The organism is Paenibacillus paludis (assembly GCF_042610515.1).
In the GTDB taxonomy this organism is placed as follows: Bacteria; Bacillota; Bacilli; order Paenibacillales; family Paenibacillaceae; genus Paenibacillus_AQ.
Map to the genome: position 1 here is coordinate 181,001 of NZ_JBGJZP010000001.1, position 21,497 is coordinate 202,497.

Annotated in this window: 16 protein-coding genes and 3 pseudogenes; 15 read left to right on the forward strand and 4 right to left on the reverse strand. The window is 45.3% G+C overall.

The window, feature by feature from the left end:
- Positions 1-7 precede the first annotated feature (7 nt).
- Both arsC and ACAN56_RS00775 read left to right on the forward strand, forming a co-directional pair.
- Positions 8-427, forward strand: coding sequence for an arsenate reductase (thioredoxin) (arsC, locus tag ACAN56_RS00770; protein ID WP_038592300.1), 420 nt, complete (start codon positions 8-10; stop codon positions 425-427).
- A 92-nt stretch (positions 428-519) separates the two neighbouring features.
- On the forward strand, positions 520-954 hold the full coding sequence (locus ACAN56_RS00775; RefSeq protein WP_379139755.1) for a protein-tyrosine phosphatase family protein: 435 nt from the start codon (positions 520-522) through the stop codon (positions 952-954).
- 89 nt (positions 955-1,043) lie between these two features.
- On the opposite strand, the gene ACAN56_RS00780 is transcribed toward ACAN56_RS00775, so the two are convergent.
- Positions 1,044-2,006 carry a helix-turn-helix transcriptional regulator gene (locus tag ACAN56_RS00780; RefSeq protein ID WP_379139757.1) on the reverse strand — a complete coding sequence of 321 codons (963 nt, stop codon included), beginning with the start codon at positions 2,004-2,006 and terminating at the stop codon, positions 1,044-1,046.
- Positions 2,007-2,115: 109 nt separating this feature from the next.
- Between ACAN56_RS00780 and ACAN56_RS00785 the strand changes: the two genes are divergently transcribed.
- From ACAN56_RS00785 to ppsA, 8 genes and pseudogenes are all read left to right on the forward strand, one after another.
- A complete protein-coding gene (locus ACAN56_RS00785; protein ID WP_379140399.1) occupies positions 2,116-2,595 on the forward strand; it encodes a GyrI-like domain-containing protein in 480 nt (159 codons plus the stop codon).
- A gap of 23 nt (positions 2,596-2,618) precedes the next feature.
- On the forward strand, positions 2,619-3,083 hold the full coding sequence (locus ACAN56_RS00790; protein WP_379139759.1) for a DUF8821 family protein: 465 nt from the start codon (positions 2,619-2,621) through the stop codon (positions 3,081-3,083).
- 268 nt (positions 3,084-3,351) lie between these two features.
- Positions 3,352-4,356: a phosphotransferase enzyme family protein gene (locus tag ACAN56_RS00795; RefSeq protein WP_379139761.1), complete on the forward strand. Its 1,005-nt coding sequence runs from the start codon at positions 3,352-3,354 to the stop codon at positions 4,354-4,356.
- 418 nt (positions 4,357-4,774) lie between these two features.
- Positions 4,775-6,709 (forward strand): annotated as a pseudogene (locus ACAN56_RS35465) (rhamnogalacturonan lyase); the annotation flags it as partial.
- An 87-nt stretch (positions 6,710-6,796) separates the two neighbouring features.
- Positions 6,797-8,932, forward strand: a pseudogene (locus ACAN56_RS35470) (GDSL-type esterase/lipase family protein); the annotation flags it as partial.
- Between the two features lie 828 nt (positions 8,933-9,760).
- On the forward strand, positions 9,761-10,822 hold the full coding sequence (locus ACAN56_RS35475; protein ID WP_489685686.1) for an OmpL47-type beta-barrel domain-containing protein: 1,062 nt from the start codon (positions 9,761-9,763) through the stop codon (positions 10,820-10,822).
- A complete protein-coding gene (locus tag ACAN56_RS00805) occupies positions 10,765-11,160 on the forward strand; it encodes an early set domain-containing protein (RefSeq protein WP_379139763.1) in 396 nt (131 codons plus the stop codon). Before ACAN56_RS35475 ends, ACAN56_RS00805 begins: the two co-directional genes overlap by 58 nt.
- A 309-nt stretch (positions 11,161-11,469) precedes the next feature.
- Entirely contained in the window at positions 11,470-14,085 is a 2,616-nt protein-coding gene (gene ppsA, locus ACAN56_RS00810) for a phosphoenolpyruvate synthase (RefSeq protein WP_379139765.1), read from the forward strand.
- 32 nt (positions 14,086-14,117) lie between these two features.
- On the opposite strand, the gene ACAN56_RS00815 is transcribed toward ppsA, so the two are convergent.
- Entirely contained in the window at positions 14,118-14,870 is a 753-nt protein-coding gene (locus ACAN56_RS00815) for an EcsC family protein (protein ID WP_038592321.1), read from the reverse strand.
- Between the two features lie 255 nt (positions 14,871-15,125).
- Here ACAN56_RS00815 and ACAN56_RS00820 point away from each other — a divergent pair, with 255 nt between their 5' ends.
- From ACAN56_RS00820 to ACAN56_RS00830, 3 genes are all read left to right on the forward strand, one after another.
- Complete coding sequence (locus ACAN56_RS00820; protein ID WP_379139768.1) at positions 15,126-15,884, forward strand: AIR synthase related protein; 759 nt, start codon at positions 15,126-15,128, stop codon at positions 15,882-15,884.
- Between the two features lie 51 nt (positions 15,885-15,935).
- The gene (locus ACAN56_RS00825) at positions 15,936-16,754 is read left to right on the forward strand and encodes an alpha/beta fold hydrolase (protein WP_379139770.1); all 819 of its coding nucleotides are present in this window, start codon (positions 15,936-15,938) and stop codon (positions 16,752-16,754) included.
- 159 nt (positions 16,755-16,913) lie between these two features.
- Positions 16,914-17,984 carry an SGNH/GDSL hydrolase family protein gene (locus ACAN56_RS00830; RefSeq protein WP_379139772.1) on the forward strand — a complete coding sequence of 357 codons (1,071 nt, stop codon included), beginning with the start codon at positions 16,914-16,916 and terminating at the stop codon, positions 17,982-17,984.
- A gap of 13 nt (positions 17,985-17,997) precedes the next feature.
- On the opposite strand, the gene ACAN56_RS00835 is transcribed toward ACAN56_RS00830, so the two are convergent.
- Together ACAN56_RS00835 and ACAN56_RS00840 are read right to left on the reverse strand one after the other, a co-directional pair.
- Positions 17,998-18,930, reverse strand: a complete 933-nt coding sequence (locus tag ACAN56_RS00835; protein WP_379139774.1) for an AraC family transcriptional regulator — start codon at positions 18,928-18,930, stop codon at positions 17,998-18,000.
- A gap of 98 nt (positions 18,931-19,028) precedes the next feature.
- Positions 19,029-19,880, reverse strand: coding sequence for an aldo/keto reductase (locus ACAN56_RS00840; protein ID WP_038592327.1), 852 nt, complete (start codon positions 19,878-19,880; stop codon positions 19,029-19,031).
- A 420-nt stretch (positions 19,881-20,300) separates the two neighbouring features.
- Here ACAN56_RS00840 and ACAN56_RS00845 point away from each other — a divergent pair.
- Both ACAN56_RS00845 and ACAN56_RS00850 read left to right on the forward strand, forming a co-directional pair.
- Positions 20,301-20,435 (forward strand): annotated as a pseudogene (locus ACAN56_RS00845) (alcohol dehydrogenase); the annotation flags it as partial.
- Between the two features lie 206 nt (positions 20,436-20,641).
- Complete coding sequence (locus ACAN56_RS00850; protein WP_379139777.1) at positions 20,642-21,319, forward strand: TetR/AcrR family transcriptional regulator; 678 nt, start codon at positions 20,642-20,644, stop codon at positions 21,317-21,319.
- Positions 21,320-21,497 lie beyond the last annotated feature (178 nt).

A 21,497-nucleotide genomic window follows, 5' to 3' on the forward strand; every position in this document is an offset into this window, starting at 1 on the left:
ATTAATCATGAATAAGAAAACCATTTATTTTTTGTGTACAGGAAATTCCTGCCGGAGCCAGATGGCCGAAGGTTGGGCAAAAAAATACCTGAGTGACGACTGGAATGTATACAGTGCTGGTATTGAAGCTCATGGTTTAAATCCGAAGGCTGTACAAGCCATGAACGAAGTGGGTATTGATATTTCAAGTCAAACCTCGGATATTATTGATCCGCAACTGCTGAACAACTCCGATCTCGTGATTACTTTGTGTGGAGATGCCGCAGATAAATGTCCAATTACCCCTCCTAAAGTGAAACGTGAGCACTGGGGATTTGATGATCCAGCGAAAGCGCAAGGAACAGATGAAGAAAAATGGGCTGTCTTCCAGCGGGTGCGTGACCAAGTGGGCGAGCGCATCAAACAATTTGCTGAAACTGGTAAATAACGATCCGGCGATGTGCTCATGATGAACAAGGCGTAAGACTAACTATAAGTGGCGGAAGCAGTTGCTGCTAAACACATAGGGAGAGAAATGTAATGACAAATTATCACGAACTGATCGAAGGAAAAGTATATATCGGCGGAGAGAATGCACTGCTTGAAGCTCTTCAGGAGCAAGAGATTACCGATGTGTTTGATTTAAGAGATACCGGTACTAAAGCAGAAGGCTTTCCTGCCAAGGTAACCCGTCATCATTTTCCGATTGTGGAAGATGAGAGCGGCCAGGAAGGTTCAATTCAAGCTGCGATCCAGGCGGTAACAGCAGCAGTGAATAGCGGGAAGACCGTGTATTTCCATTGCGCCGGCGGACGAAATCGTACGGGAACGGTAGCCACAGGCGTACTGCTCGAACTTGGTCATGCTGCGACGGTTGACGAGGCTGAAGCCTTGGCCAAAGAAAAGCGTCCAGACATCAACATTAAGCAGGATATGCGTAATGTGCTGAAGAGCTTTTATCCATCCAAGAAATAAAAATTATAGGATCTATGCCGATAGTACATATTCCTTTAAAAACCCGCGCCAGGCGCGGGTGTACAGAAAAGGGGATAACTGGATACTAATTATGGGCAGAATAAGTATAATCTCTCTTGCAAACCTTGTAAGACTTCTTCCGGCATTTCCCTAACCTTTATATCCCCACCGAGGAAAAGTAGCCAATTTGTTATTTCGGTCAATTCTTCGGGCTTGTTAACATTGATAAAAGTCTTTAGAACGGCTGTGGTCTGGTAAGGATTCGTATAGGAGATTGAAACCTTTAAAGGATGGTATTTTTTGAACTGGGCAATCGCATTTGGACCAAGCTCAAGGACCAGGTTGATTACTTCTTCCTGCTTACTTAGCTTTTCTAAAATCTTTTTCTTACTTAATCTTTTTTTCGTCGGGTAGGGTATAACACTAGTGAGATGGTCGACAGGAAAAATCTGCTTCTTTTCTTCTTTCAAGTCAAAACCTTCGATCAGCCAAAGGCTTTTTTCACGATAAAGGTGCAAGAGATAAATTGGATAAGACTTTATTACCTTCTCTTCTTTGATGGTAATCAATAAATAACTATCTGAAAGAAGGATTTGGATCAGTTTTTCTAACATGGGATGGGGGAGGTCTGAAAGATCAAGCAGGTCGGGATTGTTGGGGTTGGTCCCTTCAAAAAGCAAGCTTTGATTTAGAAGAAAAAGCTCTTCTTGCTGGTTTTCTGAGATGAGGCCCAGTAATTTTTCAGATAAAGACTGACGACTCTTTAGATAGGGAAGTTGTTGATTTCTAGTGGCCATAAAGGCAATAAAAAGGGCTTTGACCTCATTATTGGTAAAGCGAACGACGGGAAGTACTGAGTTTCGCATGACAAAATAACCCCCATCCCGTCCAGCTTCAGCGACAAGCGGCATCCCTAAGGCCTCAATTTCTCTGATGTCTCTAATAGCTGTCGAACGGGAGATGTTAAATTCCTGCATGATTTCTGAAATTGTAAAGTGGGCACGATTGTTGATATACCGCATGATGATATTAATCCGTTCAACTTTTTTCATCGGACTCCTAAACAGTATCATTTTTTGACATGATTTAAGGCTATCATATACTTATCAAGTGAAGAAGACAAATCATTTGATTAATTTAACAAGAAGGAAGGTTCTGAATATGGCAGAATATACCTTAGAAGAAAAAGACAGCTTTACCGTTATAGGTTTAGGAACGGAGCTTACAAGTGATTACACAGACTATGCTGGCATAAACAAGGAAAAGTCTGATTTTTGGCAGGCCGTCAGCCAAGATGGAAGGCTTGATTATTTAAAAGGCATAGCCATAAATGACTACATTTTTGCTGTGAACGAAGCGGTGAATAGCAAGATGATGCATTATGCTGGCGTCATGACAGAGGCCGCTGCACCAGAAGAAGCCAGAGTTATTCAATTCCCTAAGGGGGAGTACCTGGTTGTTAAAGGGGAAGCGAAGACGGCTGCTGAACTGAATAATAACCTTGCCGGCCTTGCCTTTGGTCAAGCCTTGCCGGAAGCAAAGAATGTAGCCTATGTTGGCGGGCCAAATACAACGGTTGAGATGGGGCAGCGAAACGGATTAGTTTTTGGTGAAATGTGGATTCCTGTTATAAGGAAATAAAGAGTATAGAAGGAGGCATAGGCATGTCCTATATCGTTGATTTTAAAAATGTGTCTACGATTGGTTTAGAATCTTCACCTGTAGTAGAAACGCTTGCCGGTTTACGTGCGAATGAAGCCCGTTACTTTATGAATAAGTACAAGCATGAATTTACGGTTGTCCCAGCCAGCGAAAGCCAGGAAACCCTTGCTTATGTGAACCGGATTTTGAAAGAAGAACGTGATATTGAGTTTGCGGCCAAACCTTTAGAAACATCGCGTTTTCAAGTGGAAAACATCCAATTTGCCTACGTCTTTTATGAGGATGGTCTTGCGGTCAATGTCATGTATACGGTGGATGACCCTAAGAAACGGGCAGTTGGTTTTAAGCTTTCTGAGGGGATGGAGATCCCAAAGGAGTTAGAAGCAAAGTTTAAGTTTGCCAGGCAGAAGTCTAAACTAGCTGGAACAATTCGGGGTTCGTTTTTTGTAATTAAAGGAGAATATTAAAGTAATTAATAACCCGCGCCCCGCGCGGGTTTTGTATTTTAAAAAAAGTTGTTTTATCGGCCTACTACGGAAGAAGGATATTTCAATTATAATTGTTTTTCACCATCCTGTTATCGGCAGGAACTGGTAAACTGTACATATATTGAAGGAGTTTGGACAAAAGTTATTATAAATACGTTATAGCCAAAGGAGAGATATTATCACTTATAACGAGGTTGTTAAAAGCGTTGATGCATATTTACTACCATTAATATCAGAGTTATACGGGTTGGAAGGCTATGAAACCGGTCTGGTTAAGGCACATGACGGAGGGCGGAATGTCGTATACACCTGTGAGAAAGAGGGCGCCGACGCAAAAATACTCAGAATCGCTTTCTTACCGGACAGGAGCAAGGAAGATTTTCTGGGAGAACTTGAGTATATCAGGTATTTATTCGAGCATGGAGGAAGTGTCTCGGATGTAGTCAGCTCCAGGAAGGGTAATCTGCTGGAAGAGATCAGCCACAGTCATCATATCTTTTTTATCAGCCTGTTTAAAAAGGCCAAGGGGAAAATGCTTGTAGAAAATAATTACCAGTACCGGGAAGGCGCTCCAATTACCGAATATTATTATAATTGCGGTAAAGTCCTGGGGAAACTGCACCAAATATCGAAAGAGTATACTCCTATCCATCGCCGGTATAGTTTTTTTGACAAATACAATGCCGAATATATTGATAAACTGATACCGGATTCCTTATCTCCGCTTAAGGAGAAGTTGGTAGAGCTCCTTAATACCTTAGAAGGGGTAGACCGGAACAAAGAGACTTTTGGGTTGAACCATTTTGATTACAACGATGGGAATTATTCGATAGATTTTGATACCGGGCAAATAACCGTTTATGATTTCGATAATTCTTGTTACTGTTGGTATATGTTTGACTTGGCCAGTATCTGGGGAAACGGAATGGGCTGGATACAATCTGAACCAGACGCCGGTAAACGTAAAAAGTTTATGGAGGATTATTTTGAAACAGTCCTCGCAGGATACAGATCTGAGACCAAGATCGAAAATTCGATGTTGGATACATTGCCCCTGTTTATTCAAGCAAACTTCTTGGAGAATATTATAGATGCGTTCGAGGTAATGCGAAACAACGGCGAAGAGCCGGAGTGTGATGAGGAACTGTCGTATCGTATAAAATGCATGGAAGACGATATCCCGTATTTCGGATTTTTCCATGAGATTTATTCGTATGAAGAACCTTTTCAGTATGAGGAGCGAGATATTTAGTCATTTTGTGCATCAGAAGCCGCCATATTGACGGCTTTTTTTTGTTTTTATGTTATAAGTTCTTTTCCAAAATATCTATAGTTCAGAACCAAGATAAATGCAAAAAAGTCGAATGTAGGTCTAAAATGCGCTTTATTGCGAAGAACATCATTCCATTATTTGATACACTTTGTGCATATTTGGATGCGGGGTTTGATCCGCTCAATATGAAAGACATGACCGGAGATGCAGTGTCAGGATGAAGTCAAAGTTGCACAATTCAGATACGGTCAAGAAAGGGGGATCATCACAAGACTGAGCAAAGAGAACATTTTGAAGATATGAAGAAGATTGAAGATTCGCTGTTAAGGCGGTTTCATGTTCGGATTTTCCCCTGATTTCTAAAATGAATTTTAGATAAATAGGAGGAGTTAAGTACATGAGTATAAAAGCTATTTCCATCAAGAAACCGGTGCTTGCATTTTTCATGTCATTTCTAATGGTAATTTCGCTAGCGATTCCCCCTTCTCCAGGATATGCAGAGTCAGCGGGCAGTCAGACCGCCCGTCAGGCGGAGTATCTTGACCGCGGTCTGGTTGCGCTTCTGGCCGACAACGGCGTGTTCTTGAGCTGGCGGTATTTAAATACGGATCCAAATGCAATCGCTTTCAATGTGTATAAAAACGGATATAAAGTCAATACGGCGCCCATCAGCGATGCCACGAATTATGTGGACACAACAGGCGCAGACAGCTCACAGTATCAGATTTCCGCCGTCATTGCCGGCAAGGAAGAAATGCAGCCGGAGACGGTATCGGTGTGGCATAATGATTATTTACCCATTCCGCTGGATAAACCGGCCGACGGCCGAACCAAAGACGGGGGCACGTATTCCTATTATGCCGGTGATGCTTCCGTGGCGGATTTGGATGGCGACGGCGAATTTGAAATCGTTTTCCTGTGGAGTCCAAGCAACTCGAAGGACAATTCCCAGGCAGGCTATACCGGCAATGTCTATATTGATGCCGTTAAACTTGATGGCACCAAGCTCTGGCGGATCGACCTGGGTGTCAATATCCGTGCCGGAGCTCATTATACCCAACTGATGGTGTATGATCTGGACGGCAACGGCAAAGCCGAGGTCGTCGTCAAAACAGCGGATGGAACGAAGGACGGTCAAGGCACCGTGATCGGAGACGGAACGAAGGATTACCGTAACGACGGCGGGTATATCCTGACGGGCCCGGAATATCTTACGCTGTTCGACGGACAGACCGGAGCAGCCGTGTCCACCGTAGAATATGAGCCTCCAAGAGGCGATGTAAGCGCATGGGGCGACGGATACGGCAACCGTGTAGACCGGTTCCTGGCCGGTATTGCCTACTTGGACGGCGTGAAGCCAAGCGTAGTCATGGCCCGCGGCTACTATACGCGCACCGTGCTCGCGGCTTATGACTATGATGGCGGCAAATTGGTGCAGCGTTGGACCTTTGACACCAACGAGGCCGGGGCTCAATATCAGGGACAAGGCAACCACAATTTAAGTGTGCTGGATGCCGACGCTGACGGCAAAGATGAAATCATGTACGGCGCGCTTGCGATTGACGACGATGGAAGCTTGCTGTACAGCACCGGACTCGGCCATGGCGACGCGATGCATGCCGGCAAGCTCGATCCGAACCGGGACGGCTACCAGATCGTCAGCGTGCATGAACATACGAATGCCGAATACGGGCTGGAGATGCGCGATGCCGCTACAGGAGAAATTATCTGGGGCCAGTATACAGGGAAAGATACCGGCCGCGGAATGTCGGCGGATATTGATCCGAATTACCCTGGTTACGAATCCTGGGCATCCACGATTGTCAACGGACAGATGGACCCTTTATCCCGCGGATATGCGGCGAACGGAGAAGTCATTTATGAACAGAATGAAGTGCCGCGAAGTGCAAACTTTGCGATCTGGTGGGATGGCGATCTCCAGCGGGAGCTGTTCGACCACGAATGGAACAACAGTACAGCGAAAGGTATTCCGCTCATTTACAAGTGGGATTACGGGAATAAACAGCTGAAGGAAATCTTCCGGGCAGCAGGGAGCTTGACCAATAACCACACCAAAGGAAATCCGGCGCTTCAGGCGGATATATTGGGCGATTGGCGTGAGGAGCTTCTGTTGCGCAGTGAAGACAGCACGGAATATAGACTTTATACGACGACAATTCCGACGGGCTACCGGATTCCCGCGCTGATGCAAGATCCGGTATACCGGCTGGGTGTAGCCTGGCAGAATGTAAGTTACAACCAGCCGCCTCACACGGGATTTTATCTCGGGGCGGAAGCGACGGAATTTCCTAAAGCGAATTTGGCTCTTACCGGCGGAAAAGAAGTGCCGGAGCAGGTCTATCACTTTGATTTCGGTACAGCCCCGGCGGCTGGTACAACCGCCGTGCAGGATACACTCTATGCACAAGCAACGGGTTACGGATTCGAGAAGACAAGCGGAATTACGGTGGATGCAAACCATGTTTCTCTGCCGGAAAACGCCAAATTCGCCGTAGACCTGCCCAATGCCAATTACAAGGTAACGTTCAAACTGGGCGATGATGCACGCGACTCGAACGTAGGCGTCAAATCCGAATTTGTTCAGAAGCTGGCCGTGACCAGCGTGAATGCGGGTGAACCCCGGATCTATTCTTATGACGTTGCGCTGGTAGACGGCCAGCTGGAGTTCATCTTCTCCGGCACGGCCATTGACGTGCAGGAAATCATCATCGAGAAATACCCGGAGCAATCACCGGGAGCCGCGACGACGATCTATTTGGCCGGCGATTCGACGATGCAATCTTATAGTAGCATGCAGGCTCCGCAGGAGGGCTGGGGTCAGCAATTCGGACGCTATTTTGCAAATGGCGTAGTGGTCCAGAATGATGCGATCGGCGGCAGAAGCAGCAAATCGTTTATGGTTGACGGCCGTCTGGATACGATATTAGAGCGGATCAAGCCGGGAGATTTCTTCTTTATTTCCTTCGGCCATAACGACGCCAGTGCAGGCATTCCGGACCGGTATGCATCTCCGGCGGATTACAAAACATATTTGGCCCGTTATGTGAACGGCGCCAGACAGCGCGGTGCAACACCGGTGCTGCTTACTCCGGTAGGGCGCAGAGATTTTAATACAGTTACTCAAGAATTTAACGTAAGCTTCCCGGAATACGTGAAGGCTGCCAAAGAAGTAGCGGAAGAATTGGGCGCGCCGCTAATTGATTTGAGCCAGTTAAGCGTTACGTATTACGATAAGATCGGCCTGAATGCTACGGAGAAAATCTTCCTGTACGCCAATCCGGGCGAATATCCGAAGTATCCGAACGGCGTGGGTGATAATACGCATTTCAGCAGCTACGGTGCGCAGGTCATTGCCGCATTGGTTGCGGGAGCGGTGAAAGACATGGATTTAAGCATTTCGCCGTATGTCATTGACCCGGACATTTTGGAACCCGAGCCGGAACCGGAGATCCAGGTCTATAAGGAAAACTTTGAGGGCGATCCTGCCGCCTCCAAATATGCGCTGGTCAATGCCACAGGTATCGGAGGGCAGATGACGGGAACGGTCGCAGAGCAGAACGGGAACAAGCTGCTGTCCCTTAGCGGTTCCGGCTCCGGACACCGGGCGAAAGTGTTCCGCCTGTTCGATGCAGTGAATGGCGACATCGTCAATGTCAATTTTGACTGGCATTCCGGCAATGTGGGCGCTTCCCCGTCGGAAGGACATCTGTCACTCCAGGATGCGAACGATAATATTATTTTTACTCTGTTAACAAAGACCGGATCCACAAGTCCAGATACGAAAATCCATTATTTTGCAGGCCCATATACAGCAGACTATGGTACCGGCACCTCAGCTGTACCGGAAGGCGGCACAGCCACAAACATCCTGAAAAACCAGTGGGTCAATGTGGATGTCAATATAAATTTTGCCAAGAAGACGATAGATTTGACGTTGACTAGCCTGGCGGACCCCAGTGTCACACAGACGATCGAGGATATTCCGATTAATCCTGGCGTCTACGCCAATAACGCAAGGGCACTCCGCTTCCTGGGAACGAGAAAGGGCGGGGGAGGCACACTGAACTGGACCACTCAGATCGATAACGTGAAGATTGAAGGGACGAAGCTGCCGCCGGTTGCCGGCGATCAGAAGGCATTGATTGCGCTTCATGACAAGGTGAAAGCATTGGATCTGTCGGCTTATACAGAAGCATCCAAAGCGGTGCTGAATAAAGCTTTGGCGGCTGTGGAAGCGATCATCGGTACGGAAGCGACGCAGGCCCAGGTCGACCATGCAATGAACATGCTGACGGTCGCGAGTGATTCGTTGACAAGTGAACTGGCAGGCGAGATAAGCGAGTACAAGTTTGATTTTGGCTCTGGAATCGCTGCTGAAGGATACACGAAGGTAGACGCCAAAAGAGCTTACCTGGAAGGAAACGGTTATGGCTTTGCCAATACCGCGCTAGTCCAGGACGAGAACCGGGAAACCGGGGATGACCTGAAGGAGGATTTCACCCGCGTGAACGGCACCTCTTTCCTGGTAGAAATGGAACCGGCCAATTACCGGGTAACAATGACTATTGGCGATTCGCAAGAATCCACCAACGCAGGGGTTATTGTAGAACAAATGCCAAAATTGCCGGTTACAACTGTACCGAAGGGTGAATTCAAGGAAATTTCATATGACATCGCCCTGATTGACGGCGTCTTTAACTTTGAGTTCTCAGGCAGCACACCAAAGATCAACGCGCTGAAGATTGAACGTCTGCCGGGCAACGGTGCGGGCGATCAGCCGGTTATTTATCTGGCAAGTGATTCCACGGTGGCCAATTATGCGGAAAGCTATCGTCCGCAGGCCGGATGGGGCGAAACGCTTAAAGGGTACTTCGATCTGGATCAGATCAGTATCGATAACCGGGCTGTAAGCGGCCTAAGCAGTAAAACCTTCCTCGTAGGCGGATATCTCAACAACATTCTGCTGGGCATTCACGAAGGGGATTATCTGTTCATGCAGTGGTCCCATAATGATTCCACACCATCCCGCCCTGAGCGTTACCTTACACCTGAGCAGTTCAAGGTGTATCTGAAAGATTACATTAACGGCACTGTACAGAGAGGCGGAATTCCGGTTCTGGTTACGCCGGTCAACCGACGCGATTTTACCGGAGAAGTATTGAACAAGAGCTTCCCGGAATATGTGCAGGCAATGAAAGAGACGGCGCAAGAAACCGGTGCTTTACTGATCGATCTGAATCAGGCCAGCTGGAAATATTTCCAGGAGCTTGGTCCTGAGGGCACCAAATCTATTTTCATGTGGGTAGGTACAACTGAGGACAATACCCATCTTCAGATGAACGGTGCGGTCAAGGTATCCGAGATGGTGGCACGGCTTGTACAAGAGCTGGATATTCCACTGTCCGACCTTGTCACACTGGAAGAGGAACCATCGGATACGACAGCACCGCATACGACCGCGGCAGTAGAAGGAGAGTCGCAGAACGGGTGGTATACTTCAGCGGTAAAAGTAACTTTTACCGCGACGGATGAAGACCCGGGAGTTGACACGACCTATTACCAAGTCGATGGCGGCGAAATTGAGAGCGGCACGCATCTAATTCTGAGCGATGAGGGCAATCACACTGTGACTTACTGGAGCGTTGATCTGGACGGCAACAAGGAGACCAAACAGTCGCTTTCAGTGCCGATTGATCTCGCACCTCCGGCCATCGCTATTCAGGGTCAAACGGAATACACTATTGATCAACACATAGACATCACTTACACGGCCGCCGATACGGCCTCCGGCGTGGCCGAGCCGAATGGCGTAATGTTGAATGCCCCGGCTTATACGCTGGAGCCAGGCTTGAATTCAGTAACTGCAGCGGTCTATGACCGTGCGGGCCGGGAGAGCAGCGTTGACTTCAGCTTCGGAGTTACTGCTACCTTCGTAAGCCTGGCAGAGCTGACACGCACCTTTGCAGCCGAATCGGAAGACCCGGGTGCAGGAGCGGTTGCTGAACAGCTTGCCGGTAAGCTGCAGCAGGCTGAACAATCGGCGAATGCGCGTGATGGTGCGATGGCGCGCCAGCTGCTCGCGGCATACGCCAATGAGGTTGATGCCAGCAGAGATACGGTATTTACGGCTGAACAGGCAGACGCGCTGCGTAAGTGGGCCGCATGGCTCAGCCAGGTGACGCCGCTGGCGAGCAGCGCTCCAGGCACTCCAGTGTTGTCCGATAATAACGGGCACGATACGGGTCTGAGAGACGGAGATTACACTATTACGATGGGGGCAACAACGGGACTCTTTTCAAGCTGTACGAGGATGGCAAGCTCATCAAAGAAGTGCCTCTGGCTGACCATTCTCCATCCGCCCAGTCCGTGCAGATTGATATTACCGGCAAGCAGAACGCTACGTATGTCTATACCGGTGAACTGATCAATTCACTGGGTACGACGAAAGGTTCGCCGCTGACTGTGACCGTCACCGATGCTTCCCCGGGCCAAGCGGTATTATCGAACGACAACTGGGATGGAGACGGTAGTTTTAGCGTCAGTATGAATCTGTGGTGGGGGACAAATGCTACCGAATATGAGCTCTATGAGAATGGAGTTCTGGTAGACACGCAACCTCTGCAGGCTCATACGCCCGGCGCCCAATCGGCAGTAACAGCACTCTCCGGAAAGGTTCCGGGAACCTATGAATACGAGGCTGTGTTACGCAACCCGGCGGGTGAGACCAGAACGGCAAAGATGATCGTAACGGTCCAAAAGTAACTGGATCAGGCTCGACAAATGCACACAAAAAACGGCTGCTAAATGATCGGCAGCCGTTTTTTGTGTTGTTATAAGTGAAAAAGTGATCACTTAATGATGATACTAAGGGAAGAGGGAAATCAAAAAAGAACCTGAGTAATTTATCAGGTTCTTCTATATTGCATATAAACAGACACGATGATATAATCAGTCTGCGTCTTTTATAATATGTATAGACATAAATGTTTCATCTTACAATTTAAATTTACCATGCCGCTGAACTCTTGTCAAATGTTTTTTTCTCAATTTAATGGTTAGGAGAGATGTTAAATGAGTTCTTTGGTTCTCGGATTTCAGGAAGTGGACAATACGCAGCTTTTGCTCGTTGGCGGAAAAGGGCTCCATTTAGGGGAATTATCAAAAATAGAAGGAATAAAAGTACCCGAAGGATTTTGTGTTACAACAACGGGATATCAAAAAACCATCGCACAAAACGAAACGTATTCTGCTTTGCTCAATCGGTTAACTATGTTAAAAGTAGAAGATCGGGATCAAATTGGTGAAATCAGCCGGAAGATTCGACAACTCATTATGGAAGCAGAAATTCCTTCCGATGTTGTGAAAGCAGTAACTCAATATCTCTCCCAGCTTGGTGATGAGCTTGGCTATGCAGTGCGTTCTAGCGCGACTGCCGAAGATTTGCCGCATGCCTCTTTTGCGGGTCAACAAGACACCTATTTAAATATCATCGGCAAAAAAGCCATCCTGCAGCATATCAGCAAATGTTGGGCTTCGCTGTTTACTGAACGCGCGGTAATCTACCGTATGCAGAATGGATTTGATCACAGTCAAGTTTATTTATCCGTGATCGTTCAAAAGATGGTATTCCCGCAGGCTTCAGGGATATTGTTCACCGCTGATCCGATTGGCAATAACAGGAAGCTGCTATCTATCGATGCCAGTTTTGGACTCGGAGAAGCACTGGTTTCTGGTCTGGTCTCTCCCGATTGTTATAAAGTACAGGAAGAGGAAATCGTCGATAAGATCATATCAACCAAACAATTGGCTATCTATGGACTACCAGAAGGCGGCACTGAAACCCGGCAGCTCGATCCCGATCAGCAAAAGGCTCAAACACTTACTGAACAACAAATTTTACAGCTGGCACGGATCGGAAGACAGATCGAAGCTTATTTTGGCTGTCCACAAGATATCGAATGGTGTCTGGACCATGATACCTTTTATATCGTCCAGAGCCGGCCAATCACTACTTTATTCCCGATTCCTGAAGCAAGTGATCAAGAGAATCACGTTTACGTATCTGTCGGCCATCAACAAATGATGACTGATCCCATGAAACCATTGGGACTGTCTTTTCATCTGTTAATTACTCCTGCACCTATGCGAAAAGCTGGTGGAAGGTTGTTTGTTGATATCACACCTAATCTGGCTTCACCGGATAGCAGAGAAAATTTATTAAATGCCATGGGACAACACGATCCGCTCATAAAAGACGCAGTTATGACTATTGTAGAGCGAGGAGATTTTATAAAATCATTACCAAATGATAAAAAAGAACAGAGTATTGGTAAAAGCAATAAAGGGATGTCGTCTGCGGGGTTTCAAGCACCAATCGAAAACGACCCGACCATCGTTTCAGATTTGATTAAGCGTAATCAAACATCGATAGAAGAGTTGAAACAAAACATCCGAACGAAATCAGGATCGGATTTGTTTGATTTTATCCTGGAAGATATCCCGCAATTAAAGAAGATCTTATTTGATCCACAAAGTACGGCGGTGTTTATGACTGCTATGGATGCTTCAGCATGGATCAATGAAAAAATGTACGAGTGGTTAGGTGAAAAAAACGCAGCAGATACGCTTTCTCAATCTGTACCAAACAACATTACTTCAGAAATGGGTCTAGCGCTATTGGATGTCGCAGATGTGATTCGTCCTTATCCGGAAGTCATTGATTATTTACAAGATATAACAGATGATAATTTTTTGGATGAACTGGTTAAGTTTGATGGTGGACAGGAAACTCAAAACGCTATCTATACTTATCTGGGCAAATACGGAATGCGATGTGCCGGTGAAATCGATATTTCAAGAACTCGTTGGAGTGAAAAACCAATTACACTTGTCCCCATGATTCTTGGTAATATCAAAAACTTTGAGCCTAATGCCAGCCATCGAAAATTTGAGCAAGGGCGACAGGAAGCTATGGCTAAAGAACAAGAGTTATTAGAGCGATTGAAGCAATTACCGGATGGTGAACAAAAAGCCAACGAAACCAAACGAATGATCGACCTCATCCGTAATTTCATCGGATACCGGGAATATCCAAAATATGGCATGGTTAACCGCTACTTTGTTTATAAGCAGGCTTTACTGAAAGAAGCGGGACAACTCGTACAAGCGGGCGTCATTCATGAAAAGGAAGATATATTCTATCTCACTTTTGAAGAACTTCGCGAAGTCGTACGCACAAACAAACTGGAATACCAGATCATTAGCAAACGAAAAGACGAATACAAATTTTATGAAAAACTAACTCCACCACGTGTGATCACGTCGGACGGGGAAATCATTTCGGGTGAGTACAAACGAGAAAATCTGCCAGCCGAAGCTATTGTAGGTCTAGCTGTTTCTTCCGGAGTTATAGAGGGGCGGGCACGTGTCATCTTAAACATGGAAGAAGCTGATCTGGAAGATGGAGATATATTAGTCACCTCATTTACTGACCCTAGCTGGACACCATTATTTGTATCCATAAAAGGTCTAGTTACTGAAGTAGGTGGACTGATGACCCATGGAGCAGTTATTGCACGTGAATATGGCTTGCCGGCAGTTGTCGGAGTGGAGAAGGCTACCAAACTGATAAAAGATGGGCAACAAATTCGCGTGCATGGAACAGAAGGGTATATCGAAATATTGTAATGGCTTGGATGTATATGGCGACAGAGAGAGGATCAACCCAGAACCTCGAAATCGAAATCATCGTGCAATCTGCGCAGGCGGTAAGCGTTCATGGCGAATTCACGCAGCTCCTCAAGAATGGTGTAATTCGCCCATGCGCCTGCGACAGCACCGATTCCAGGCACCATCTGCAGCATTTTCCGGAAGTCAATGGCGTCACGATACTCGATCTGAAATGTCTCCCAGTCCATATTCCGGGAGTATTCGGCGTCGGAGACCCACTGTTCCTTTTCAATATGCCAATGCGTGATGGAATAGAGCAACCTGGCGCGGTTTTCCGGCCCCGAAAAGGTCATTTGAAATACCTTGAGAATGAATACCCGCTCGGAGAAGTGCTTGGTGTCATAACCATAAACATGCGCTAGCTCGAACAAAAATTTCATTTTGATCGCAATTAAAGCTGGAAAGTCTACCATACTAAGCATAATGCCGCCAGCTCCCGTTCCAGCACCTTCGGCAACCGCTATTTTTTGGTATAAGGCAAACAATTCTTTCGCTTCCTTATCGGCAGACTCCAGACCCAGAGTGCTCTGCACCGGACGGCGAGGCGTATATTCCGCACCGAACAATGCCGTACGCACGATTGATCGTATGGTGGTCGTAATGATGTTATGCACCTTCGGGGGAATTAAATGATTTATTCGATTGCCGATTGTTTTCGATGTTTTTTCCAGCCATCCCGGGGGTTTGAACATTTTTTGTTCCCAGTTGGCAACTTCCCTTTGTACTTTATGCTCGTAATTCATGATCAATCGCTCCTCCAAAAGACATAGCCATATTGTAACGAATATCTCCGTAATTCGGAACAGACCGCGGTAGGTAGCGGACCTCGACTAAAGTCCAGCATCACATACAGGATAGATAAGAAGGAACTGTTTCAACTCAAAAGCCATTAAAGGTTTCTTTGGCCATAGTATCGAACATTTTCATAATCACAAATACAGCAGGGTTGAAAAATCCGAACTTCAATGCTTACAAAGTTGTCAGGGGGATTACAATAAATGAAACCATCAATACAAAGAATTCGAGATTTAACTTTAGTGCGAAGAGCGGGAAGCCGCTTATTGGTCATAGGCTGTGACTCCAGCGCAAGTATCGGGAACAAGCCAATGGATGCTCTGCAGACTCCGCCGGATATAGTCGGCTATTATACAGCCAGAGTTGCGGTTATGGAAGTTCTGTCCGTGGGCGCGGATATTCTTACAGTAGTGGATACCCTAGCTGTGGAAAAGTATCCGACAGGGAGCGAAATTATCCGCGGGGTACAAAGGCTGCTGGACGAAGCTGGACTCACGGAGGCTCATTTGAACGGTAGCACAGAAGAAAATTTCAAATCGTGCCAGACCGGCGTAGGGATTACCGTAATCGGGGAAACCGATGAGGAACGGCTGAAGCTGATGAGGTCGGTTGCCGGAGACTGTGTGGTTATGCTGGGAGAACCGCTGATCGGGAGCGCAGTATTGGAACAAGAGGCAAGAGTATGCAGTATCCGGCAGCTGCAGTCACTTGTAGCCTCGCCTGAGGTGCATGAGATTCATCCGGTCGGCTCTAAGGGGGCCGGGTATGAAGCAGGACTTCTGGCAGAGCTGAACGGCTGCATTTTTCAGGCAGTTCCAGGGATCACAGAAAAGCTGAATGCCTCAGGAGGCCCGTCGACGGCGGTGATTTTTTCAGCGGCAGAGGAAAAGCTTGAACGCCTCCAATCCGAAATTGGCGGCGAGATGGATATTATCGGTTGTTTGCTCGATAAAGCAATGTAGATTTTTCTTTAGGACAAGCACATTATAAATAGCCCAATTGGAGGAGTCTGTATGCCATATTGTAAAGTCAAGAATGCCAATATATATTACGAGGAAATTGGTACTGGTAAACCGATTATAATGATCCATGGTTTTACACCAGACCATCGGTTAATGAGTGGGTGTATGGAACCGATATTTGAAGACATCCCCGGTTGGCGTCGTATCTATCTTGACCTGCCTGGAATGGGACAAACAAAGGATTACGATCAAATATGTAATTCAGATGATATGCTGGAAGCAGTTATAAATTTTATTGAAACTCTTGTCCCAAACCAAGATTATCTCATAGCAGGCGAATCATACGGTGGATATATTACAAGAGGAATAATTAATAGCCATAAAGATCGTATTGGTGGAGCTGCACTGATTTGTCCATTAATTATTCCTGAACACAAAAGAAGAATACTTCCCGAGCATTTTGTTGTTCATTCTGATCGCGAGTTTATGGACACCTTAAGTGAAGAGCAAATAAGTGATTTTAGCGCCAATCAAGTCGTTCTCAATGAATATAATTGGAAAAGGTATTCTGAAGAGATAGTGGCAGGTTGTAGAATCGCTGACTACGATTTTCTTAGCAAGATTCAAAGAAACTATGGATTTTCCACCAATATCGATGAATTAGTTTTCGATAAACCAACAGTATTTACTCTTGGGCGGCAAGATGCAGTCGTTGGTTACAAAGATGCTTTTAGTATTTTAGACAATTATCCTAGAGCAACCTTTGCCGTCCTAGACCGAGCAGGCCATAATCTTCAGATTGAACAGGCTCTATTATTTGAGTCGCTTATGCGTGAATGGCTTGAAAGAGTAACAGAGTTTGGATTTTAGTTGTGTATTAATCCGTTGAACTAACATTAGCTTGTCAATGGAAGAAACAAATATCCTTTCCCCTGCGGTTACTCCCCATCTAAATTAGAGCGACTTATTGAAAATAGAAAGCACCTTTGTTACTGTTACTGATATACAAGCTGGGAAGGAAGGTACATTATGTCATCAACAACTCAAGTGTTTAAAGCAACAGAGCCTCATGTGAAGATCATCGGGCGGACCCACTACTATAACGAAGTACTGTGGCTGGCTCTCTCAGGCGGCGGTGTGGAATTTTCATTCCATGGCAGAAAAGCGGAGATTACTTTAAAAGGTGATGCTGTCGCCTCAACCGGTAATAACTTGGCTCGAATTGGCATTAGCGTAAACGGGAAACGGGTAATTGACGATCAACTGGACACACCGATTAAAACGTATACTGTATTTGAAAGCGATACTGTGCAGGATATAACGGTAACGGTTATTAAACTATCAGAGGCTGCGATGTCAACAGTTGGGATTCAAGAGATCGCTGTCGATGCTGCGGATGGCATTAAGCCAACCCCGCCAAAATTACATACAATTGAATTCATCGGCGATTCCATTACCTGCGGCTATGGCGTTGATGATGAATACGAGCTGCATTCTTTTTCCACGGCTACGGAAGATGTCACAAAAACCTATGCCTACCTGACTGCTCAGCAGCTTAAGGCTGACTATAGCATGGTTTCATACAGCGGATACGGCATCATCACAGGCTATACGGAAAACGATCAAAAGCTTACCACTCATCTTATCCCGGATTACTATGAAAAAGTGGGCAAGTCTGAGGGGGAATTTGAGGGTACACTGTTGCCCCAAGAAGTATACTGGGATTTCAATAAGTTTGTGCCTGATCTGATTATCATTAACCTCGGAACGAACGATGATTCCTATACCAAAGAGGAAGCCAGTAAGCAAGCAGAATATGCCCGGAAGTATATTGAATTTCTAAAAATGGTCAGACGCAACAATCCTCATGCCTCAATTCTGTGTACGCTGGGGATTATGGGGGATAGACTGTACCCTTATGTCGAACAAGCTGTTAGCGGGTATAGCCGGGAAACAGCCGACAGCAATATTACCACAATGAAGTTTGACGAGCAGCTGGCAGCTGACGGCTACGCCGCCGACTTCCACCCGTCTCAAGCTACTCACAGTAAAGCGGCGAATAAACTGACTGCTCAAATCAAAGAACTTATGAAGTGGTGAAATATGTAAAACATTAGTCCCCTAAGAAAACGATACTTTTAGCGGGGTCGTATAATTCCTTTAATTGTTTAACGTCGGATCTCGGAGGTGAACCAAACATACGGGAATATTCACGGCTGAATTGGGAAGAACTCTCATAACCGACCCGGAAAGCAACTTCAGCAGCTTCTGCAGATTCAGAGAGCAATACTCGCCGCGCCTCCTGTAATCTTAATTGCTTCTGAAATTGAATGGGACTCATACCTGTCACTTCCTTAAAGTTACGATGGAAAGAAGAGAGGCTCATACTCGCCGTTTCGGCAAACTCTTCAACACGCATAGATTGATTGAAATTTGTAGTGATGTGATCAATTACTTCTCTGATTCGATAGGTATTGCTGCCTTCCATTGCTATTTGACCTAGTGTAACACCGTAAGGCCCCTTCAGAAGGGTATAAAGAATTTCCTTTGTAAATAGTGGAGCTAGGTACGGGATGTCCTCTGGCCGGTTCAGCAATTCAATGAGTCTTAGCGTCGCATCCATTAAGGAATGCTCCATCTGACCTACAAACAGGGCACGCTTTGCATTGTCATTCGGCACTGTGCGAACGTTAGCCTCGTTGATAACCTCTAAAATCTGGTCATGTGTAAATTCTAATTTAATGCTCAGATAAGGTGTTTCGGAGGAAGCTCTAATGATCTGGCCGACTACAGGCAAACTCATGGAAGCAATCAAATAATCTGCTGATCCGTATTCAAATCGTTCTTGAGCCAAGAGCACCTCTTTTAACCCTTGAGCAATAACGCAATAAGAAGGTTTATACACCCTGTATGCAGGTTCAGATACTCCGGAGTATCGGATTATAGACAGATTGGGTATAGCTGTCTCAAACACTCCATCTTTCGGTGAAAATTGCTCGATGAGCTTTGCCAGTTTTTTTTGTTGATTTAGGATTTCCTCCGACATGATGATTCCTCCAATTTTCTTTTCTCGATTATAAACCAAACGAAACAAGAGCAGATGCATTTATGCAATCTGCTCTTGTTTTTAGTATCTTAAGATTGTCAGATATCTAATTTACGGTTACCAATCCATTTGACCATTTCAGGATCGCGGTGGGAGAAGAACAAGCTCTCTTTCGTGTCTAACGCCATAATCGCATTCATATCTTCTTCGCTTAATTGGAAGTCAAAGATACTGAAATTTTCGACCATTCTTTCTTTGCGAACCGATTTCGGAATGACTACAACCTCTCTTTGGGTTAACCAGCGTAAAACGACCTGAGCAACAGATTTATTATACTTTTCAGCGATGGATACCAATAGCTCATTCTGGAAAAGGTTATTCTTTCCTTCAGCAAAAGGCGCCCATGACTCGATTTGTACCTTGTTCTCCTTCATAAATTCTTCACTTTCGATTTGCTGATTGAAAGGATGCGTTTCAACCTGATTTACGGCAGGAACGACTTCATTATGAATAATTAGATCGATTAGGCGGTCCATATGAAAGTTACTTACGCCAATTGCACGGACCTTTCCTTCACGGTACAATTCCTCCATCGCGCGCCAGGAGCCATACACATCACCAAACGGCTGATGAATCAAATACAAATCCAAATAATCCAGTTGCAATCTATTCAGTGAATTCTCAAACGCTTTCTTCGTGCGCTCATAACCAGTATCCTGGACCCAAAGCTTCGTTGTGATAAATAACTCATCTCTTGCAATGCCGCTCCGTTTGAGCGCTCTGCCAACGGCTTCTTCATTCAGATAGGAGGCAGCGGTATCAATCAACCGGTAACCACTTGTGATAGCGTCATAAACACTTTGTTCACACTGACTTTGATCAGCAATCTGATACACACCGAAACCGAGCACTGGCATTTCTACCCCATTGTTCAAAATTACTTTTTGCATAAAATATCCTCCAGAAGTTTAGAAGTATTGTTTCTCAATCGTTTAACGCTTATCCATTACATACTTATTATGCTCCAGATGATAAAGGAATCGTTATATCATTCATGCCATATCATTGCCTAATCCTCTTACTCATCTCATTTAATAGCTCGCTTTTATTGTTGGGAGTCATAGACTTCTTTCTAATAAAGCCCCCACTTGTTTGGCCATTTCCTGCGGCGTCAATCTCACTTTGAAATCCTTTATACAGTGAACAAGAAGCCGGGTTCTAAAATAGGACGGACCTGCCCCATTGCTACTGAGTGTGGTAGCTATTTCACTAAGAAATTTTGCGGTTGCTCCTACTAAACAATTTACAGATAAGGAACATTATCCAGCTTAGATACCATTAAAATAATTATTATTACAGGAGGTACTATAATGTTAACTGTTAATGCACGCGCTACATTTAGTCCGGAAGGTCCGTTCAAACTGACTACTATAGAGCGGAGAGAACTTCAACCGCATGATGTCCTCATTGAGATTAAGTACGCTGGGATTTGCCACTCTGGGTTGTAACTCTGACAAGTGATGCCATCTTTGCGATGCAAATAAACAGGCTTTCCAGAAACAATGGAGCTGAAAAAATATCCAAGGATTTTTGCAGTGAGTTAATTGATGAGGTTATGGCTTTTATACAAGAATAAAAAGCTAATGGTTATTTTATTTTTGACTCCAGATCAATAAGGGATTAAAATTGATCGAAATGGAGTGATGAGGTTATGGCAAAACGCGCGATGTCCCCGGAGGCTAAAGCTATAAAAGCTCAGGCCATCCTAGATAAAGCAGCAGAAATGTTTATTTCAACTGAATATGGAAAAATTAAAATGTCCGATATCGCTAAACAGATGGGTATGTCAAACGGTATTTTATTTGTTTACTTTAAAACCAAAGAGGCGTTGTTTTTCAGCCTGTTGTGCCGAGAATACGAGAAAAGGCTTGCTCGTCTGACAGAAATGGTGAAAGAAATGCAAATCCGGAATTTCGATGACTTCAAGAGTCTCGTCTTAATTGAGCTTACTGAACTGGTCGATCATAATCCCTTGTATATCTTGCTGGAATCTATGCGCACGGCAGTATTTGAAAAAAATGTTGACGCGGAAACGATGCTGAATCAGAAGCTAAATCTGTACCAGTTAATGGCAGATCTTGTGTCTATAATTTGCGCTCATAACGCGTTAACACAAGAGGATATCATGGATATCCTCCAGGCGGAAGCATCAATTATAACCGGCTGTAAATTATCTGCCACCTTACCCGCAGAGGTCATCGATATTATCGATAAGAATGGACTGGACGGTTTCAAACGTAATTTTAAGAATGATGTGCTCAAGACAATGAATTGTTATCTGGATGGTTACCAGAAGAACCACATAGAAGTTCGTACTAACAAGCAATAGTATTAGTATGTTCAAGGTATACACAAGAAGTGGCGAAGCATTAAAAAATTTTATGGAAGGCAGGCGGAGAAGCGCGGACGCAGTGGAAGATTGCAAGGGTTTGAGTAAAGTAAAGGTTAATCAAAACCACCCGTTTGACGGGTGGTTTTGATTTCATTAACTATAAATTTTCCGTTTG

What these genes read in the sequence shown, in the direction of transcription:
- arsC (WP_038592300.1), top strand. Translation starts at nt 8, where the DNA reads ATGAATAAGAAAACCATTTATTTTTTGTGTACAGGAAATTCCTGCCGG.
- ACAN56_RS00775 (WP_379139755.1), top strand. Translation starts at nt 520, where the DNA reads ATGACAAATTATCACGAACTGATCGAAGGAAAAGTATATATCGGCGGA.
- ACAN56_RS00780 (WP_379139757.1), bottom strand. Translation starts at nt 2,006, where the DNA reads ATGAAAAAAGTTGAACGGATTAATATCATCATGCGGTATATCAACAAT.
- ACAN56_RS00785 (WP_379140399.1), top strand. Translation starts at nt 2,116, where the DNA reads ATGGCAGAATATACCTTAGAAGAAAAAGACAGCTTTACCGTTATAGGT.
- ACAN56_RS00790 (WP_379139759.1), top strand. Translation starts at nt 2,619, where the DNA reads ATGTCCTATATCGTTGATTTTAAAAATGTGTCTACGATTGGTTTAGAA.
- ACAN56_RS35475 (WP_489685686.1), top strand. Translation starts at nt 9,761, where the DNA reads ATGGTGGCACGGCTTGTACAAGAGCTGGATATTCCACTGTCCGACCTT.
- ppsA (WP_379139765.1), top strand. Translation starts at nt 11,470, where the DNA reads ATGAGTTCTTTGGTTCTCGGATTTCAGGAAGTGGACAATACGCAGCTT.
- ACAN56_RS00815 (WP_038592321.1), bottom strand. Translation starts at nt 14,870, where the DNA reads ATGAATTACGAGCATAAAGTACAAAGGGAAGTTGCCAACTGGGAACAA.
- ACAN56_RS00820 (WP_379139768.1), top strand. Translation starts at nt 15,126, where the DNA reads ATGAAACCATCAATACAAAGAATTCGAGATTTAACTTTAGTGCGAAGA.
- ACAN56_RS00825 (WP_379139770.1), top strand. Translation starts at nt 15,936, where the DNA reads ATGCCATATTGTAAAGTCAAGAATGCCAATATATATTACGAGGAAATT.
- ACAN56_RS00830 (WP_379139772.1), top strand. Translation starts at nt 16,914, where the DNA reads ATGTCATCAACAACTCAAGTGTTTAAAGCAACAGAGCCTCATGTGAAG.
- ACAN56_RS00835 (WP_379139774.1), bottom strand. Translation starts at nt 18,930, where the DNA reads ATGTCGGAGGAAATCCTAAATCAACAAAAAAAACTGGCAAAGCTCATC.
- ACAN56_RS00840 (WP_038592327.1), bottom strand. Translation starts at nt 19,880, where the DNA reads ATGCAAAAAGTAATTTTGAACAATGGGGTAGAAATGCCAGTGCTCGGT.
- ACAN56_RS00850 (WP_379139777.1), top strand. Translation starts at nt 20,642, where the DNA reads ATGGCAAAACGCGCGATGTCCCCGGAGGCTAAAGCTATAAAAGCTCAG.